Origin of the sequence: Aphanizomenon flos-aquae FACHB-1287 (assembly GCF_014698755.1) — a bacterium.
Lineage (GTDB): Bacteria > Cyanobacteriota > Cyanobacteriia > Cyanobacteriales > Nostocaceae > Dolichospermum > Dolichospermum flosaquae.
The window spans coordinates 24094-45457 of sequence record NZ_JACJTO010000010.1 but is presented as its reverse complement, the minus strand read 5'-3'; the positions used below and the strand labels follow the sequence as shown (position 1 = coordinate 45457).

At 34.6% G+C, this 21364-nt stretch carries 7 protein-coding genes; all 7 read left to right on the top strand.

All coding sequences use genetic code 11. The annotated features are described in order from the left end of the window. The first annotated feature begins 27 nt into the window (after window positions 1-27). The 7 genes from H6G44_RS07065 (at window position 28) to lnt (ending at window position 21347) form a co-directional block, all read left to right on the top strand. Window positions 28-3312 carry an amino acid adenylation domain-containing protein gene (locus H6G44_RS07065; protein ID WP_242031660.1) on the top strand — a complete coding sequence of 1095 codons (3285 nt, stop codon included), beginning with the start codon at window positions 28-30 and terminating at the stop codon, window positions 3310-3312. A 58-nt stretch (window positions 3313-3370) separates the two neighbouring features. After that, on the top strand, window positions 3371-8209 hold the full coding sequence (locus H6G44_RS07060) for a non-ribosomal peptide synthetase (RefSeq protein ID WP_190385606.1): 4839 nt from the start codon (window positions 3371-3373) through the stop codon (window positions 8207-8209). Window positions 8210-8361: 152 nt separating this feature from the next. Next, window positions 8362-9138: an SDR family NAD(P)-dependent oxidoreductase gene (locus H6G44_RS07055; RefSeq protein WP_190385605.1), complete on the top strand. Its 777-nt coding sequence runs from the start codon at window positions 8362-8364 to the stop codon at window positions 9136-9138. A gap of 253 nt (window positions 9139-9391) precedes the next feature. Continuing rightward, entirely contained in the window at window positions 9392-13702 is a 4311-nt protein-coding gene (locus tag H6G44_RS07050; RefSeq protein WP_190484283.1) for an SDR family NAD(P)-dependent oxidoreductase, read from the top strand. Window positions 13703-13775: 73 nt separating this feature from the next. Beyond that, on the top strand, window positions 13776-15152 hold the full coding sequence (locus H6G44_RS07045; protein WP_190385603.1) for an MFS transporter: 1377 nt from the start codon (window positions 13776-13778) through the stop codon (window positions 15150-15152). 76 nt (window positions 15153-15228) lie between these two features. Then, window positions 15229-19728: a non-ribosomal peptide synthetase family protein gene (locus tag H6G44_RS07040; protein WP_190385602.1), complete on the top strand. Its 4500-nt coding sequence runs from the start codon at window positions 15229-15231 to the stop codon at window positions 19726-19728. Continuing rightward, window positions 19725-21347: an apolipoprotein N-acyltransferase gene (gene lnt, locus H6G44_RS07035; protein WP_242031659.1), complete on the top strand. Its 1623-nt coding sequence runs from the start codon at window positions 19725-19727 to the stop codon at window positions 21345-21347. Before H6G44_RS07040 ends, lnt begins: the two co-directional genes overlap by 4 nt. Window positions 21348-21364 lie beyond the last annotated feature (17 nt).

Genomic DNA, 21364 nt, shown 5'->3' with positions numbered 1-21364 from the left:
ATTTGTATTTGTGGAGATTAATAACCAATGGTAACTATGCAAAGTTTTGGCAATAAAACCAATAAAAACATTGAAGCTATTTATCCCTTATCATCAATGCAGCAGGGGATGTTATTTCATAGTCTTTATAACCCAGAATCAAAGGCTTATTTAGCGCAAGTTCAAATTAGTTTGCAGGGTAATTTAGATATATTGTCCCTTGAAAAAGCTTGGTGTAAAGTAGTAGAACGTCATCCGGCTTTACGGACTGTGTTTGTATGGAAAAACCCCAAACAACCTTTACAGATAGTCCAGAAACAAGTTAATGTTCCTTGGGTTAATTTAGATTGGAGTTCTCTATCATCAGATGTACAACAAGAGCAATTAGATACTTTTTGTCAATCTGATCAGGATGAATATTTTGCCCTGGATAAAGCTCCTTTGACGCGATTTACTCTGATTTCTATGGGAAATAAGAGTTATGAATTAATGTGGAGTTCCCATCACATTTTAGCTGATGGCTGGAGTTTGTCAGTGATCATGGCAGAGGTTTGGCAGTTTTATATAGCTATAAATAAAGGAGAAACTTTATATTTATCACCTACCCGTCCTTATCGAGATTATATTGGTTGGTTACAACAGCAAGATATTAAACAAGCGGAAATTTATTGGCGTAAAAATTTGCAAGGTTTTACTGCAACTACACCTTTACAAGTTGATAATCTTCACCGTAAAAAAGATATTAGTCGAGAATATAATCATAAGTATTTTTCCTTTTCAGCAGAAGAGACGGCTAGTTTAAAAAACCTGGCTCAAGAAAATTATTTAACATTATTTACACTGATACAAGCAGCTTGGGGAATACTTTTAAGTCGTTATAGTGGTGAAGCTGATGTAGTTTTTGGTGCTACCATTTCTGGTCGTCCTCCGGCTTTATCTGGTGTAGAATCAATGGTTGGGTTGTTTGTGAATACTTTACCTGTGCGGGTGAAAATTCCTGAAGATATGGGAATTTTACCTTGGTTAAAACAGTTGCGACAAGAGCAAATTGAACGAGAAGAATATGGCCATGCTCCATTGGTGGAAATTCAAGGTTGGAGTGATATACCACGAGGTCAATCTTTATTTGAGAGTTTTGTAGTCTTTAATAATTTACCCCTGGGTCAAGAGCTTGGGGAAGCAGATCATGACTTACAAATAACCAAGACTAAAAATACTGGACACGCTGATTATCCGCTAACTTTGGTAGTGACACCAGAGAAAGAATTAAAATTAAATTTAATTTATGCTGGCGATCGCTTTGATCATGGGACAATTGAGAGAATGGCAGGTCATTTGCAAACTCTGTTACTAGGAATTGTGGCTAATCCTCAAAGTCTACCAGGCAAATTACCTCTATTAACTCCCCAGGAAGAAAAATTTCTTTTGGTAGATAGTAATCAAACAGAAGCGGAAAATCTGCTCCAAGAAAATATTCATGAATTAGTTACAAAATGGTCAGAAACAACACCTGATGCTGTAGCTTTGGTTTTTGCTGATCAAAAATTAACTTATCGGGAATTAAATAACCGCGCTAATCAATTAGCTCACTATTTGCAAAAATTAGGAGTGGGTGCAGATATACCTGTAGGGTTGTGTTTAGAGAGAGGTTTAGAAGTAGCGATCGCTATTCTAGCAATTCTCAAAGCTGGTGGTGTTTGTGTACCTCTAGATTCTAATTATTCTCCAGAAAGATTGGGGTTAATTTTAGCAGATACTCAAGTACCTGTGCTGATCACGCAAACCAATTTACAAGCCTTACTTCAATGTGATTTCCCTCATTATCGGTTAATTTTAGATCAGGAATGGACACAAATTAATTTAGAGGAGAAAACCAACCCAATCACTCAAATTACATCTGAAAACCTAGCTTATATAGTTTACAGTTCCGGTTCTACAGGTAAACCTAAAGGAATTTCTGTTCCCCATTATTCTCTGACCAACTTAATAGCACATCACTTAGTGAAAATGGCTTCTGGTGTCGGCGTTTTACAATTTGCACCTTTGAGTTTTGATGTTAGTTACCACGAAATTGTTGCTGCTTGGGGTACTGGTGGAACTCTTTATCTAATTCCCGAAAATACCCGTTTAGATTTAGGAAAATTAATGGAATTATTGGCAAATAATCCCATTCAAAAAGTGATTCTTCCCGTTAGTCTATTACAGCAATTAGCAGAATTTTACGGACAACAAATAGAACTATTTAGCAATTTACGAGAAATCTGTGCTGCGGGTGAGCAATTACAAATTACTCAACCAATGATTGATTTATTTAAACAACTGAAAAATTGCCGTTTATATAACTTATACGGACCAACAGAAGCCGATTTAGTGACGACCTATGCCTTTAGCGAAAATCCAGAACAATGGCCTGTTTATGCACCCATTGGTAAAGCGGCTGTAAATGTCAAAGTTTATATTTTAGACAAACATTTCCAAGCTGTACCAGTGGGAATTGTGGGAGAATTATATGTTAGTGGTTATGGTTTAGCGCGAGAATATTTTCAGCGTCCAGAATTAACAAAAGAGAAATTCATTCCTAATCCTTTTGATAAATCACCTTATCATCGTCTGTATAAAACTGGAGATTTAGCAAGATATTTACCAGATGGTAATATTGAGTTTTTAGGAAGAATAGATGATCTCGTCAAAATTCGCGGTTATCAAATTGATTTATGTGAAGTCGAAGCAATTTTAAGCAAGTATCCTCGCATTAGTCAAGCAGTAACAACTACCCATGGTGAAAATGCTAAGGAAAAATTTCTCGTCGCTTACTTTATCCCGGTAATTAATGAAACTGTTAATGCTTCTGAACTGAGAAAATATCTGGCTGCTCAATTGCCAGATTATATGATTCCTTCTGTATTTGTGCAAATGGATTCTTTCCCCTTGAATCCTAATGGTAAAGTTAACCGTAAAGTTTTACCAATTCCCACGAATGAGCGACCAGAATTAAATCAAATCTATATTGCACCACAAACCCCAATTCAAGAAATACTAGCAGAAATTTGGGCTGAAGTATTAGGAGTTAAACAAGTAGGAATTGATGATAACTTTTTCCAATTAGGAGGACATTCACTCAAAGCCATACAATTAATTGGGAAAATTCGTCAAACATTAGAATTGGATATTACTATTCGTCATTTGTTTACTTCTCCCAGTGTCAAAGAATTAGCTACTGTGCTAGGAGAATTAGCTGGTGGAGAGGACATTATCAATGAGATTGCTAAGACTATTCAAGAAATTGCCCAACTTTCCCCAGAAGAATTACAGGCAATGTTAACACAGCAGTAGGTTAAAAAATACATCAATTTCATCAAAATACAAAGAAAGAATACTAAGAGAAAATACCATGAATACAATTAATTTTTTATCGCAGTTAAGAAGTTTAGAGATCACAATTTCCCTAGAAGGAGAAGAACTGAAAATTAAAGCTCCCAAAGGAGTAATTACACCATCTTTAAAAGCGGAAATAGTGCAACGCAAACCGGAAATTATTGCTGTTCTCCAAGAGGCTAAAACTTCCACTCAAGATGTTTTTGTACCCATAGCTTCTGTAGATAGAACGGGTATGTTACCCCTGTCTTATAACCAAAGCTCAATGTGGTTTATACATCAATTAGATCAAGATAATACGGCTTATAATGAATCTTTACAATTGAAAATTAAAGGTCAGCTAAAGATCACGATTTTAGAACAAAGTATTCAAGAAATTATTCGTCGTCATGAAAGTTTAAGAACTGCTTTTCCTGCTATTGACGGGAATCCTTCTCAAAAAATCAATTCTCATTTTACTTTTCATCTGCCAATTATAGATTTACAAACTTATTTAGAAACAGAAATATCATCTTATATTACCCGCGAAGTTCGTCAATCTTTTAACTTAGAAAATGGTAATTTATGGCAATTTAAACTATTGCTTACAGGTGCAGATGAGTACATTCTCCTAATTATTATCCACCACATCATTGTTGATGGTTGGTCAATGGGTATTTTTATTAAGGAATTATGTCATCTTTATCAGAGTTTTGCTAGTGGTTCTCCTATATCTTTGCCAGAATTAAATATACAATATGGTGACTTTGTGGTATGGCAACAGGAAAATATTACAGGAGAAATATTACAAAAACAACTAAAATATTGGCAACAACAATTAGCTGCTAAACCACCGTTATTAGAATTGCCAACAGATAAACCCCGTCCAGCTATTCAAAGTTTTGCTGGTGCAACTCATGAATTTAAAATTGATGGTGATTTAACTCAACAATTAAGGAATTTAAGTCAAAAATTAGGGGTAACTTCCTTTCATACTTTACTGACAGCTTTTGTAGTTTTACTTTATCGTTATACTGGTCAGAATGATATTAGTGTGGGTTGTCCAATTGCTAACCGCAAACAAGTAGCAGTAGAAACATTAATTGGTTTTTTTGTAAATACAATAGTTATCCGTAATCAAATTGAAAATAACTGCCAGTTTTCCGAATTAGTAGCACAAATACGACAAACAAGTTTAACCGCTAATGATCATCAAGATGTATCCTTTGAGCAGGTTGTGGAAGAATTAAATCCAGAACGTTCTCTCAGTTATAACCCAATTTTTCAGGTTATGTTTGCTTTGGAAAACATATCTTTAGATACCATAGAGTTACCTGATTTAATCATCACTCCCCAGATGGTGGAACGGGGAATATCTCCCTTTGATTTAAGTTTAGCTATGTTTGAAACCAAGACAGAAATTATTGGTCAATGGGAATATAGTACGGATTTATTTACAGCAGATACAATGATCAGAATGACAAATCATTTACAGACTTTATTATCAGCTATTGTGAATAATCCCGATGAATATATTAACAAATTACCCTTGTTGACAGCAGCAGAAAAAGAACAAATATTAATTACCTTTAATCAAACAGACAAAGATTACACCAAAGATAAATGTATTCATCAATTATTTGAAGAACAAGTTAAACTTTATCCTGACAACATTGCACTGGTTTATGAAAATCAACAATTTACCTATCAACAGTTAAATTCTCAAGCTAATCAACTGGCACATTATTTACAAAATTTGGGTGTCAAACCAGATGATTTAGTAGGGATTTGTTTAGAAAGATCATCTGAATTAATTATTAGTTTGCTGGCAATTATTAAAGCTGGATCTGCATATCTTCCCCTTGATCCTGATTACCCCCTTGAACGTTTATCCTACATGATTGATCATTCTCAAGTTAAGGTAATACTAACTAAGGAGTACCTGACATCTTTAACAGTTGATAGTAGCACTAAAATTATTTATTTAGACCATTTAGAAAATACGGTTTCTGTTCAAAGTCAAGACAACCCAGTTAGTGAGGTAAAGCCTGAGAATTTAGCTTATGTAATTTATACTTCTGGTTCAACTGGTAAACCCAAAGGAGTAGCTGTTGAACATAGGTCTTTAGTGAATTTCATTCACACTGCAATTCAAGAACATGAAATTACCGATAATGATAAAATACTCCAGTTTGCATCCATTAATTTTGATGCTGCTTTAGAAGAAATATTTTCTGCATTAGCTTCCGGTGCAACTTTAGTATTACGCACCGCAGAAATGTTAAATTCCTTTTCCATATTATTGCAAAAATGCCGTCAATGGCAAATCACGGGTTTATTTTTACCTACAGCTTACTGGCAACAATTGGTATCGGAATTGGTAGCTACAGATGGAATTTTGCCTGAAACCATCAGAGTCATCAATATTGGTGGGGAAAGATTATTACCAGATAAATTAAAACTTTGGCAAAACTATTTACAAGAAAAATTGTCCTCTTGTCCCAGTTTACCAATTTTAATCAATGGCTATGGACCCACAGAAGCCACAGTAGTTACAACTTTCTGTAATGTATCTCAAGTGGAAGATGAGCGCGAACAACAGTCTATAGGTCGAGTAATTCCTAACGCCAAAACATATATTTTAGATGCTAAATTACAACCTGTTCCTATTGGTATAGCTGGAGAATTACATATTGGTGGTACTGGTTTAGCTAGAGGATATTTGCATAATCCAGAATTAACATCTGCAAAATTTATTTCCCATTGTTTTGATGATTCTCCATCCGTTCGTTTATATAAAACTGGTGATTTAGTCCGCTATTTACCTGATGGTTATATAGAATATCTAGGAAGAATAGATGATCAAGTAAAAATTCGTGGTTTCCGTATAGAATTAGGAGAAATTGAGACAGTTCTTACTGCTCATTCACAAATTACAGCAGCAACAGTTGTAGTTCGAGAAGATAACCCAAATATTAAACAATTAGTTGCTTATATAGTTACTAATGAACCTTCCTTAAATCGCTCTGATTTACAGAATTTTCTCAAACAAAAGTTACCAGATTACATGATCCCTGCTGTTTTTGTATTTCTGGATGCTTTACCTAAAACACCTAATGGCAAAATAGATCGTAAACAATTACCAATTCCATCAACAGTTAACGAATCAGAAATGTTTATTGCCCCCCGCACTCCTACGGAAGCAGTTTTAACTAATATTTGGCAGGAAGTTTTACGGTTAGAAAAAATCGGCATTGAGGATAATTTCTTTGAGTTAGGTGGAGACTCAATTCTGAGTATCCAAATTATTGCCCGTGCTAATCAAAAAGGTGTCCAAATCACTACAAAACAACTATTTCAATATCAAACTATTGCCCAATTAGCTACTGTGGCCAGTCATACTAATGCTGTTGTAGTCGCACAAGGTTTAGTAATAGGAGAAGTTCCCCTAACACCGATTCAAAAATGGTTTTTTGTGGAGGATTGGTGTGAACCTCACTATTTTAATCAGGCAATGATGTTGCAAGTACCAGCAGAGATTAAGCCAGAATTATTAGTACAGTCCATTGGACAGTTAATTATTCATCATGATGCCCTACGGATGCGATTTATTAAAGTTGATTCCCAATGGCAACAAATAAATAGTAATATCAACAGTGATCATGATCAATTAGTGCCTTTTGAAGTAATTGATTTTTCTGATATACCAAGTACAGAACAGTCAGCAGCGATTGAATTTAAAGCTAATAAATTACAAGGAACATTAAATTTGGCAACAGGTCCAATGTTGCGAGTGGTGTTATTTAATTTAGGTCAAGAAAAATCCAGTCGTTTACTTTTAATTATTCAACATCTGGTTGTTGATGGTGTATCATGGAGAATATTATTAGATGATTTAGTAACAGCCTATTGTCAACTAGAACAAGGAAAATCTATCAAATTACCTGCCAAAACTACATCATTTCAAGACTGGGCAATTCGTCAACAAAACTATGGCAATTCCCCAGCAATCACACAGGAATTAAATTACTGGTTATCTCAAGTTCCAGCCCATATTCAACCTTTACCTTTAGATTTTCCTGTCGTGAAAGCAGCCCAAAAAGCCTTGAATACGGAAGGGAGTTCTGAAGAGATTTTTGTGGCTTTAACAACAGAGGAAACTCGGATTTTACTTCAAGATGTACCTGCTGCTTATAATACACAAATTAATGATATTTTATTAACTGCTTTAGTGCAAACCTTTTATCAATGGACTGGTGCTGATTCCCTACTGATTGACTTAGAAGGTCATGGACGGGAAGAACTATTTAATGATGTAGTTTTATCTCGCACTGTGGGTTGGTTTACTACTATTTATCCTGTATTTTTGCAGTTAGGGAAAACTTCTGATCTTGGGGAAAATTTAAAAACTATTAAAGAACAATTGCGAAAAATTCCTAATCGTGGTATTGGTTATGGTATCCTCCGTTATCTGTGTCAAAATATTGATATTTACCAACAATTAGAAAAACTGCCCCAAGCTGAGATATCTTTTAATTATCTCGGACAATTTGACCAGATTCAATCAGAACCGATTCTATTAGGATTTGCTCCAGAAAATCCAGGACGAATTTTCAGCCCTAAAGCAGCGCGTGGTCATATATTAGATGTGGTAGGCAAGGTGGTAGAAGGGAAACTAGAAATTTATTTTGTCTACAGTCAAAATCTTTATCGGAGAGAAACTATTACTCATCTCGCTAATGATTATATATCGAAGTTAAAAACATTAATTACACATTGTACTTCTTTAGAAAATGGTGGTTATACTCCTTCGGACTTTCCTGATGTAGATTTGAGTCAAGATGAACTTGATGATTTATTATTTACATTGGCGTGAATATAGCAATTCCCAAGCTCAAGAAATACACCCCACCCGCGCTATCGCGCACCCTCCCCTTGGTAAGGGGAAGGTTGGGGAGGGGTAATTTTGTATCTCACTAAAGAGGGAAAGGCTAAAAGCAAGAATAATTTATTAATGAAGAAAAAAAAATGGAACATAATCTTTTTGATTTAACGGGTAAAGTTGCTATTATTACAGGTGCTGCTAGAGGAATTGGTAAGGTAATTGCTCAAGGATTAGCTGCTGTGGGTGTAAAAGTAGTAATTGCTGATATTAAACAAATAGAAGCCGAAGCAACAGCGAAAATTATTCAAGCAGCAGGAGGGGATGCTATAGCATTAACAACTGATGTTACTAAACGTCAATATTGCCAAAATTTAATTCAGCAAACTGTTAATTATTACAACCGTTTAGATATTTTAGTTTGCAATGCGGGAATTGATATTCTCAAACCTTTTATTTCCCTAGAAGAAGAGGAATGGGATGCAATTATGAATGTTGATTTAAAGGGGTATTTTAATTGTTCTCAATTAGCAGCTAAACAAATGATGGCACAAGGTACAGGTGGATCAATTATTATGAATTCTTCCATAGCTGGTGTAATTGGTATCTCTGGTTGTGCTGCTTATACTGCAGCCAAAGGAGGTGTAAATCAGTTAGTGCGATCGCTTGCAGTAGAATGGGCAAATGATAGGATTCGTGTGAATGCTTTTGCCCCCGGATATATCAATAATATTATGGAAGGCACGGAAAAATTTCGTTTACCTCCAGAGCAAGATCAAGCACATTTAAAAATAAAAATTCCCATGCAGCGAAGAGGTGAACCAACAGAATTAGTTGGTCCGGTAATTTTTCTCGCTTCCGACGCTGCTACTTACGTCACAGGTGCAATTTTAATGGTAGATGGTGGTTACAGTGCCATTTAAAAGCTACTCCAGGCTATTAGAGGATGTTTTAAAAGTGGTATCCCGTATTTTTATCACATTTTTACCCCCCTTTCCCCTTATGAAGGGGGGAAACAAGAAAATCCAATTCCCTCCCATTAACAAGGGGAGGGTTAGGGTGGGGTCAAAAATATTTGATACATCAATCATAACTTTTCAAACACCCTTTTAGCAAGTAATAAAATCAGTTGTCAGGAGATTTTTAGCAGTGTTTAACATCAATAATATTAACTCTATGAATCAGCCAATTAATAATCTAGAAATCAGCAAATATATCTCAGTTATTGAATCAGCTTTATTAAGAAATATCCTTATTGAAGACTGTGCTGTAGTCAGCAAAAAAAGCGAAAATGGTCAATTTCAATTAATTGCCTACATCGTTTCTAGTGTACGCATATCCCCAGAACAAATTCAATCCCAACTACAAAATAATTTACCAACATCTTTATTCCCAATATTACCAAAAACCTACGTTCCTGTTTCTAGTATTCCCTTAACAGCTACAGGGCAGATAGATGAAGTTGCTCTAATGAAATTAGCTGTGATTGATTCTCACTTAATTGCTAATGTAGAAAAACAACTGGAGTCAATGGGAGAAATTGATCATGTTGCCGTCATAGTTGAACCACAGATTAACAAAATTCCTGCCCTGCATTTAACAGATTTATTACCAGAAATTTCAGTTATTAACGCTGAAGATTATCAAACTCATGAACAAAAAACCCTATCCAGCAATAACAGAGAACATCAACAATTACTAGAACCCAAAAAACTAGCTATTAGTCATGGAGAACCTTTAGACTATCCTCAAGACGCTCCCCAAACATTAGGGGAATTACTAGAAAAAACCGCTCAAAAATCAACTAATAATATTAGTAATAATATTATTTATGTTCAATCTGATGGCTCAGAAAAAATACAATCTTATCAAGATTTATGGCAACAAGCCCAAAGGATTTTAACTGGGTTGAGAAAGTTAGGACTTAAACCCCAAGATAAAATAATTTTTCAATTGTCCCAAAACTTTGATATTATCCCAGCTTTTTGGGGATGCTTACTAGGAGGTTTTGTTCCCGTAATCATTGCCCCTCTCCAAAACTATGAAGAAAAAAACCAAGCTGTAGATAAAATTTGTTATGTTTGGCAATTATTAGATAATCCATTTATTCTGACCAATGAATATTTACAAAAAAATCTCAATTCTCTCAGTCAATGGTTGCCAAATCCAGAATTAAATCCAGAGTTAAAGATTTGTATAATCGAAGAATTACGAATTAATACCCCCGACTTAAATTATCATCCTAGTCAACCTGATGATATAGCCTTTTTCAACCTAACATCAGGTAGTACAGGAATGCCAAAATGTATAGGTCTAACCCATAAAAATCTTATATCTCGTGCGAGGGGAGCCAATATACTTTGTAATTTTAACTCCTCAGATGTCATTCTTAATTGGCTACCTTTTGACCATATTGGTAGTATTTCTGATTGGCATATCCGCTGCATTGATATAGGATGTCAACTGGTTTATGTGCAAACAGAATATATTTTAAGTCGTCCTCTCAATTGGTTAGACTTAATTGATAAATTTCGTATTACTCATAGTTGGTCTCCTAATTTTGCCTATGGTCTGATTAATCATGCCCTCAAACAAGAACAAAGACAAAATTGGAATTTAGAATGTATTAAATTTTTCCTCACCGCAGGAGAAGCAGTATCTGATAAAGCAACAATGGAGTTTATTGAGCATCTGCACGCTAAATATAAATTACCAAAAACAGCACTCCGTCCCGCTTTTGGTATGGCAGAAATGGGTTCAGGAATTACCTATTATCAGCCCACAATAGAACATCCTTTAACTTTTCACACTATAGATAAATCCTCGTTAAAAGGACAACTAAAAAGATTAGAAATTGGTAATCATCAGGGTACAACTTTTACTGATCTTGGGACTGTAATTCCTGGTGTTTCTATTAGAATAGTAGACCAGGAAAACTCATTATTATTAGAAGAAACTATTGGTAAATTGCAAGTACGAGGTGATGCGGTTTTTAAGGGGTATTATAAAAATTTCCCAGCAAATAAAGAAGCATTATTAGAATCTGGTTGGTTTGATACTGGTGATTTAGGATTTATTAGTCATGGACATTTAGTAATTACTGGCAGAGCTAAGGAAACTATTATTATTAATGGTGTCAATTATTATTGTCATGAAATCGAAACTGCTGTAGAGGAAGTTAAAGGAATAGAAATTTCTTATACGGCTGCTTGTGCTGTGCGATTAAATGATAACAATACCGATAGATTAGCAATATTCTTTCATACGGAAAGAGTTGATGATGCCTTATTTAATCTCCTGAAAGAGATTCGTACCCAGGTAGTTAAACAAGTGGGAATTAATCCAGATTATCTAATTCCAGTCGCTAAGGAAATTATTCCTAAAACTGCCATTGGTAAGATTCAACGCTCTCAACTAAGTCAGCGGTTTCATAGTGGTGAATTTCAAAAAATTATTAAACAAGTTGATATCTTGTTTGGTAATTCTCACACTATTCCCGATTGGTTTTATCGGCAAATTTGGCAACAAAAAAGCCCGATAATTAACCATGATACTCTGAACATAACCAATTCTACTTTAGTCTTTACTGATAATTCTGGATTAGGAGAATATATCTCTCATAGATTATCTCAATATAATCTGCCATTTATAACTGTTTCATCTGGTCAAGATTTCCTAAAAATCAATAATTTATCCTATCAAATAGCTCCCGAAAAAGCAGAACATTATGAGTTATTATTGAAATCTTTAGCAGATAATAAGATTATCCTTGGGCAAATTATCCACCTATGGACTTATGAAAAATATACTGGGGAAGTCACGAGCTTAGAGGCTATTAAACAAGCCCAAATACCAGGAATATATAGTTTATTATTCCTGGTTCAAGCCTTAGCTAAAGTTCAGAGTTCTCAACATCAAATTAAGTTGCTATTTGTTTCTAGTTACGTTCAATCTATCTTATCAACTGACTTAATAGCTTATGAAAAGTCTCCAGTTTTGGGACTGTTAAAAACCATTCCTCAAGAACTACCCTGGTTAAATTGTCGTCACATTGATTTAACTTTTGAGGAAGTTGAAAAAAATGGTGATTATCTTCTTCAAGAACTACAAATATCTAGTAAAGAACGGGAAGTTGGCTATAGAAATGGGGGACGTTTTGTGACTCGCTTGCAAAAAGTAGAATTGCTCAATGAACCTAAACAGCCAATTCCTTTTCAGCGAGGTGGAACTTATTTATTGAGTGGAGGACTAGGAGGTATAGGAGTAGAAATTGCTAAATATTTGTTGAAGAATTATCAAGCTCGACTATTATTAATTGGTAGAACTGCCTTACCAGAAAAAAGTACCTGGGATTTGCATTTACAAAAAACAGATCCTATTTCCCAACGTCTACAAGCTTATCAAGAACTAGAGCAGCTTGGGGGAGAAATTACCTATGAAGCTGCTGATATTTGCGATTTAAAACATTTGCAGTCAATAGTGGACAAATCTGAAGCGAATTGGGGTAAAAAATTGGATGGTATTATTCATTTAGCTGGAATATTTTATGAACAATTAGTATTAGAAGAAAGCCCAGAAAAATTATTAGCTATGTTAACTCCTAAGATGTTAGGAACGTGGACATTACACAAATTGATTAAAAATCATAGCAACAGCTTTTTTATCAATTTTTCTTCTTTACATGGCTTTTTTGGTAGCACCGCTGTAGGTGCTTATTCTGCGGCCAATAGTTTTATTGATCGTTTTTCCCAATATCAACAATTTCACAGTACATTAAATAGCTATTGTTTTGCTTGGAGTATGTGGAATGATACAGGTATGAGTCAGGGTTATGAGATTCAAAATCTCATGAATACCAAGGGGTTTTCTGCTATGTCTTGTTCTCAAGCTATAGCTTCTATGTTTGCCAGTTTGCACCATAATCAAACACAGTTATTTGTCGGTTTAGATGGTAATAGTCTTAATATTCGTCGTTGGTTAATGACATCTGAAAATTTACAAACGTTAACCGCTTATTTTACTACTAATTCGACCGATATAAAATTACAGAACTGGCAAATAAACGACAGTTTTGGTACTAGTTGCACTTGTAAATTAGTACAACTTTTAGAAATGCCCCTGACTACAAATGGTGCAATTGACAAAGACAAATTAATACGGCAGTATATTCGTCAGGAAACAAGCGATTATATAGCACCCCGCAACGAATTAGAACAGAAAATTGCTCAAATTTGGCAACAAGTTTTAAACATTTCTCTTTTGAGTGTGGAGGACAACTTTTTTGAATTAGGAGGTAATTCTCTTTTAGCTGGCCAGGTAATTTCTCGGTTGCGTGATACTTTCGCTATTGAGTTATCTCTGCAAAGTTTATTTGCGTCTCCTACTGTAGCCACTTTAGCCCATAAACTTGATATACTGCATTGGGCAGTAACGTCTGCAAATAACACCATTAATATATTAGAAGAATACGAAGAAGTTTGTTTATAACTTCGACAGAGTAATAAAAAATTCATCTGTGTATTCTATAATAAAAATATTACCAAGCTACCAATTATACACTATGTTTACCACAGCAATAACCACAATCCGAGAAATGCGACTGTTTTTAATTATCTGGTTAGGACAAGTCATCACCTTTATAGGTTCTAGTATTACCGCTTTTGCGTTGGATGTTTGGGTATATGAACGTACGGGTTCAGTCACACAATTTGCCTTAATCACCTTATTTAATACCTTACCGTTTTTGTTAATTTCACCTATAGCTGGTACATTTATAGACCGCTGGGATAAGCGGTGGACAATGATTATTAGTGATATGTGCGGAAGTTTGGGAACATTAGCGATCGCTGCTTTATTTATATCTGGTAAATTAGAAGTATGGCATATTTATTTAGCTAATACTTTCAGTTCTGCTTGTTTAGCTTTTCTACATCCTGCTTATATGACTACCAATAGCATGATAGTACCACAAAAACACCTAAATCGTGCTAATGGCATGATGAATGCTTTACATGGTGCAGCCCGCATTATTGCACCACCTTTAGGGGGTTTATTATTAGGATGGATTCATTTACAAGGCATTATAGCTATTGATTTTATTACCTTATTTTTTGCCATTGTTCCTTTAATGTTTTTGCGATTTCCAGAAATTAAAACCTCTAGTGAATCAGTTCCACCAATTTCATTTTTAGAAGATATAACTTATGGTTGGAAATATTTAACACAAAGACCTGGTTTATTAGGATTAATGTTTTTATCAGCTTTATCCATATTTACTGTTGGGGGAATTCACGTTATTACCACACCTTTAGTATTAACTTATGCTTCTGTTAATGTCTTAGGAACTGTCCTTTCTATTTTTGGTTCTGGTATGCTAATCGGGGGTTTATTAGTTAGTATTTGGGGAAATTTCGAGCGCAGTATAGATATTATTTGTCTGTCTACTTTTATTGGTGGCATACTTGTATTTATCTCTGGCTTAACTTCCTCTTTGATTCTGTTTACCGTCTCGATTTGCCTATATTTTGTCATTTCCACCTTTGCTTCCAGTCCTATGCAAGCAATCTTTCAAAGAAAAGTAAATATCAATGTTCAGGGTCGAGTATTTGCCATGAAAGATGCTATAGAATTTTCTCTTTACCCTTTAGGTTACATCATTGTTGGTCCTTTAGCAGAAAAAGTTTTTGAACCTTTAATGTCTGGTGACAATTTCTTAACTAATACCATTGGACAAATTATTGGTGTTGGTCCTGGTCGGGGAATGAGCCTTCTATTAATCCTATTAGGAATTCTCACCATGATCTGTACCTGCTTGGTTTATCTTTCTCCCCGGTTAAGATCAGTAGAAGAAGAATTACCAGATATAGATATCATTTTAGATGTAAATCAAACAGTAACAACCTTTCCTGAACCAGTTACTTCTGTATCTTCCAACTAACTTATTAGTGAGGGATTTATCCCTCTTTATCTTGATTTTTAAAACTAAAAAACTTCACTTTAAACTACAACATCTCATGACTAGCATAGAAAATTCTTTAACTAACCAAAAACGCGATTTACTCAAACTCCTCCTCAATAAAAAAGGTATTAATCTCCAAACAGAAACTATTCTTCCTCGTCCCAACTCTGAACCAGCACCTCTATCTTTTGGTCAAGAACAACTCTGGTTTTTATCCCAAATTCAGGATAATACCACTTATAATCTGCCTCTTGCATTACAAATTAGTGGTAGTTTAAATATATCAGTTTTAGAACAAGTAATTACAGAAATTGTCAGACGACATGAGATTTTGCGTACCAATTTCCAACAAATAGAAGGTAAGAATTTACAGGTAATTAGACCAGAAATTAATATTAGCTTGCAAGTGATTAACTTAGATCAAATTACCGCTAAACAACAATTACAAAATGTCGAGCGACTAATTAATCAAGAAACTGATAAAATTTTCAATTTAAGTGAAGATGATTTATTCCAATCTACACTTTATCAACTCAATCAAAATTCCTATATTTTGCTTTTAAATATGCACCATATCATCTCTGACGGTTGGTCAATAGGAATTTTATTACAAGAATTATCTACACTTTATGGAGCTTATTTAGCAGGAAATAAATCACCATTACCAGATTTACAAATTCAATATGCTGACTATGCAATTTGGCAAAAAGAAAAATTTACCTCAGAAATTAGAGAAAAACAACTAAATTACTGGAAACAACAATTAGCAGACATACCACCATTATTAGAATTACCGACAGATAAACCTCGTCCTCCAATTCAATCTTTTCGCGGAGGTATTTGGGAATTTTCAATTAATAGCAATTTAAGCCAAAAAATTAGAACATTAACCCAACAGTCAGACGCTACATTATTTATGACCATGTTAGCGGCTTTTGTAATTCTACTCTATCGCTGCAGTGGTCAAGATGATATTTTAATTGGTTCTCCTATGGCCGGTAGAAATCGTCAGGAAATACAATCATTAATCGGCTATTTTGTTAATACTGTAGTTTTGAGAACTAAACTAACTGGAAATCCCAACTTTAGGGAAATTCTCAACCAAGTTCGTCAAGTAGCTACGGACGCTCATAATTATCAAGATATCCCTTATAATCAAGTAGTAGAAGCATTAAATCCACAACGCAACTTGAGTTATAATCCTGTATTTCAAATATTATTTGATCTTCAGCATTCACTCACAGACAAATTACAACTACCAGGACTGACTTTACAACCTTTTTTAGGAGAACATTCAATTTCAAAATTTGATTTATCTTTAATCATAGAAGATAGGGGTACAGAATTAATTGGTGCTTGGGAGTATAGCAGCGATTTATTTACCCAAGAAACTATCAGCCGAATTACAGAAAATTTCCAAACCTTGTTAAATGGAATTGTTAACAACCCGGAAACACCTATTAATCAATTACCTATAATTTCAGCATTTGAACAACAGCAAATTTTGGAAAAATGGAACAATACACAGCAAGACTATCCTGAATCTTTTTGTATTCATGAATTACTTACACAACAAGTTATAAAAACACCAGATGCTATAGCAGTTAAATTTGGTAATCAACAATTAACCTATACTCAATTAAACCAAAAAGCTAACCAATTAGCTAATTATTTACAAAATTGTGGTGTGACATCAGAAGTATTAGTAGGATTGTATTTAGAACGTTCTTTAGATATATTAATAGCCATTTTAGCAATTCTTAAAGCTGGTGGTGCATATCTACCTTTAGATCCTAAATATCCTCAAACAAGATTAACAGATATCTTAAATGATTCTCAAGTTTCTATCATTTTAACCCAAGAAAAATTATTAACCTCCCTTAGTTCCCCCTTACCAAGAGGGGAAACTCCACTCACCCCATATCAAGGGAAAATTATCTTATTAGACACAGATTTAACAATCATTTCTCAGCAAAATATAGAAACACCAATTAGTGCAATAAAACCAGATAATTTAGCTTATGTAATTTATACTTCTGGTTCAACTGGTAAACCCAAAGGAGTAATGATTACCCATCAAAATATAGTTAATCATGCTACTAGTATCATTGACAAATATCAAATTAATAGTCATGATCGGATTTTACAATTTACCACATTTATATTTGATGTTGCAGCAGAAGAAATTTTTCCTGCTTGGTTAAGTGGTGCAACTTTGATCATCTGTCCTCAAGAAATGGTTACAAATTTAATAGAGTTTAGCCAATTTTTAGCACAAGAAAGTTTAACAGTCGTCAATTTACCTACACCATATTGGCAAGAATGGGTATTAGAAATAGATAGAAAAATAAGTCAAATTCCTGATAGTTTACGTTTAGTTATCACAGGTAGCGATCAAGTTTTACCGGAAAAATTAGCTTTATGGCAAAAATTAGTAACAGAAAAAAGACAAAACATTCAGTGGATAAATGCTTATGGACTAACTGAAACTACTATCACCAGTACAGTTTATCAACTTCCAGTAAATTATCAATTAAATACCACCCATTCTGTACCTATTGGTCGTCCTATTGCTAACACAGAAATATATATTCTTGATCAAAATTTACAACCTGTTCCTATCGGTATACCTGGAGAATTACATATTGGTGGTGCTGGTTTAGCTAGAGGATATTTAAACCGCAAACAGTTAACCAATGAGAAATTTATATCCAATCCTATTTCCAGTTCCAAATCATCAAGATTATACAAAACTGGAGATTTAGCCAGATATTTACCAGATGGAAATATTGAATTTTTAGGTCGCATTGATTATCAAGTTAAAATTCGTGGTTTTAGGATTGAATTAGGAGAAATTGAAGCAGTTTTAGCACAACATCCTTTAGTTAAATCATCAGCAGTAATTGTCAGAGAAATTCAACCAGGAAATAAGCAATTAGTCGCTTATGTTGTCACCGAAGACCATAGCAATATTCAACAGGATTTACGTTCTTTTTTGAAGCAAAACTTACCAGATTATATGCTTCCCGCGTTCTTTGTCAGATTAGCAGAATTACCCTTAACTCCTACAGGAAAAATCAATCGTCGGGCTTTATCTGCATTAATGCTAGAATTAAATCATGAAACAGATTATATATTACCTCGTAATCCCCTTGAGCAGAAATTAGCAGAAATTTGGTGTCAAGTTTTAGGGTTAGAAAAAGTTAGCGTCGAGGAAAACTTTTTTAACTTAGGTGGACATTCTTTAGCAACAATCCAAATTATATCTAGAATTAGAGAAACCCTAAAAATAGATTTACCATTACAATATTTATTTACAGAACCAACAATAGCAGGTTTAACAAAAATCATTAATCAGTTATTACAAACCGCAGATCATATCACTCCTATTGACGATTTTTATGTTGATGTTATTTTAGATTCTAGCATTAAACCGCAAAATCTACCTCAACAATTTACTAATCAGTTACAACATATTCTCTTAACTGGTGCAACTGGGTTTCTAGGTGTTCATCTATTACATGAACTTTTAGAAAAAACCTCAGCCAATATTCATTGTTTAGTCCGCGCAGAGAATGTTTCTGAAGCTAGGAATAAATTGAAAAATAAGCTATCATTTTATCAGCTATGGAATGAACAGCATAGTCAAAGAATTATACCTATCATTGGAAATTTAGAAAAAAATCTCCTGGGATTATCTGAAAAAAAATTTCAAGATTTAGCTAGTCAAATTGATGCGATTTATCATAATGGTGCTTCTGTAAATTTGATTTATCCTTATTCAGTTTTAAAACCTGCTAATGTACTGGGTACTCAAGAGATTTTACGTTTAGCAAGTCAAATTAAAATTAAACCTGTACATTTTGTTTCTACTACTTCCGTCTTCTGTCCAGAAAATTATCCTGAAAATGAAGTATTACTAGAATCAGATCCTTTAGACTATTATCAAGGATTAGTAGGTGGATATCCTCAAAGTAAATGGGTAGCAGAAAAGTTAGTAATGCAAGCAAGAGAACGGGGTTTACCTGTTACAATATATAGAGCAGCTAGAATTATCGGTCATAGCCAAATTGGTATTTGCAATACTGAAGATTTATTTTCCAGAATCATTACAACTTGTATGCAATTGGGAGCAACACCTAACATTGATTGGGAAGATAATTTAACACCCGTTGATTATGTCAGTCAAGCAATTGTATATTTATCTTTTCAAAAAGAGTCCTTAGGAAAAGCTTTTCACTTACTAAACCCGCAGATTATATCCATGAATCACTTATTTAATTTAATTCGTAAACTAGGTTATCAATTACCACAAATTAGTTATGATCAATGGTACTACCAATTAATTAATCTGATGCAAAAATCAGCAGATAAAAAATTAGAAATCATGTCTGCATTCTTTCCACCAACTTCACAGCAAAAAATCCCCGAACCAAAATTCGATTATCAAAATACAGTTAAGGGATTATTTGGTGCTAATATTAATTGTCCGCCAATAAATGAAAACTTACTCAGCCAATATTTTAAAAATGACAATTTTATTTATAGCAAATGATCAAACTTAGACCGTTAAAACCCGCTAATATTATCACATATTATACCTTTTCACTCCTCAGTGGTATATTCATGGGAGCAACCGTCGCTCCTATTGGTGCATGGTTTCTAGCTTGGGTATCCCTAGCTCCTTTGTGGATGCTAGTAGTTAAATTTACACCAAAAACAGACAAAAATTATCCATCTCCCCCTCTTCTTGGCCTCATCTGGGGCATCGGTTATCACGGAGTTGCCATATCATGGATTATAGGTATTCATCCCATGGACTGGCTGGGTGTCCCTTGGCTACCGAGCTTAACTATTACCCTGTTTAGTTGGGCATTTATAAGCCTCTGGGGCGGAATTTTCGTCTCTATTTGGGCGGCCTTAATGGTGCGTCTAGACAGAGGAAAACCTTGGTTGCGTGTCCTCATTGGTACAGCCCTTTGGTGTGGTTTAGAAAACCTCTGGAGTGCTGGACCCCTATGGTGGAGTTCTCTGGCTTACACCCAATCACCGTATAATCTCGCAATTCTCCATCTAGGACAACTCTCCGGTCCGAATACAGTTACATCTGTAATTGTCGCTTTTAATGGCTTTATTGCTGAATATCTCACGCAAAGACGCACAAACGCAAAAGAAGAAAGAATACCTCATCCAAACACCTCTGTTTCCTCCGTGCCTCCGTGGTTCGTTAATTCTTACTTAATCCTAGCCACAACCCTATTAATTACCTCCCATTTTATTGGCTTTATTCTCTATAGCAAACCCCTAAATCTAACCCCAAATACAGCTTTAAAAATCGGTGTTATTCAAGGGAATATTCCTAATAAAATTAAAGTTCTTCCTCAAGGTTTAAATCTGGCAATTACAGGTTACACCCAAGGATATTTAAGTTTAACTAATCAAGGTGTACAAGCGGTTCTTACGCCAGAATCTGCCATACCTATTTTTATCAGTGAATTAGCTCAAACTTCCTTATTTGGTGCTATTCAAGAACGGGGTGTTGTAGCTTGGATAGGGGCATTTGGAGAACAAGGAAATAGTTATACAAATAGTTTATTTACAGTTATTAATAATGGAGAAATTACCAGCCGTTACGATAAATCTAAACTTGTACCATTAGGAGAATATATTCCTTTTGAAAATATTTTAGGAGGAATTATTCAACGTTTATCACCACTAGAAGCACATCAAGTTCCGGGTCAAGTTAATCAGACTTTTGATACTCCTTTTGGTAGGGTGATTATTGGTATTTGTTATGAGTCAGCTTTTGCAGAAAATTTTCGTTATCAGGCTGCTTTAGGTGGGAAATTTATTCTCAGTTCTGCTAATGATGCTCATTATACGCCAGCAATGGCCAATCAACACCATGCCCAGGATATCATGCGGGCAATTGAAACTGATAGATGGGCTGTAAGGGCAACAAATACCGGCTATTCCGCATTTATTAATCCTCATGGTGAAACTTTATGGAAATCAGGATATAATACCTATGAAACCCACGCAGAAACTATTTATCCTCGTCAAACTCAGACTTTGTATGTACGCTGGGGAGATTGGTTGATGATTGTTTTATTGATTTTGGGGTTTTTGGGGTGGGTATCTTTGTTTTCCATATATCTTTTCTCCTCTTGCTGACATATTTTGTTAAAGCA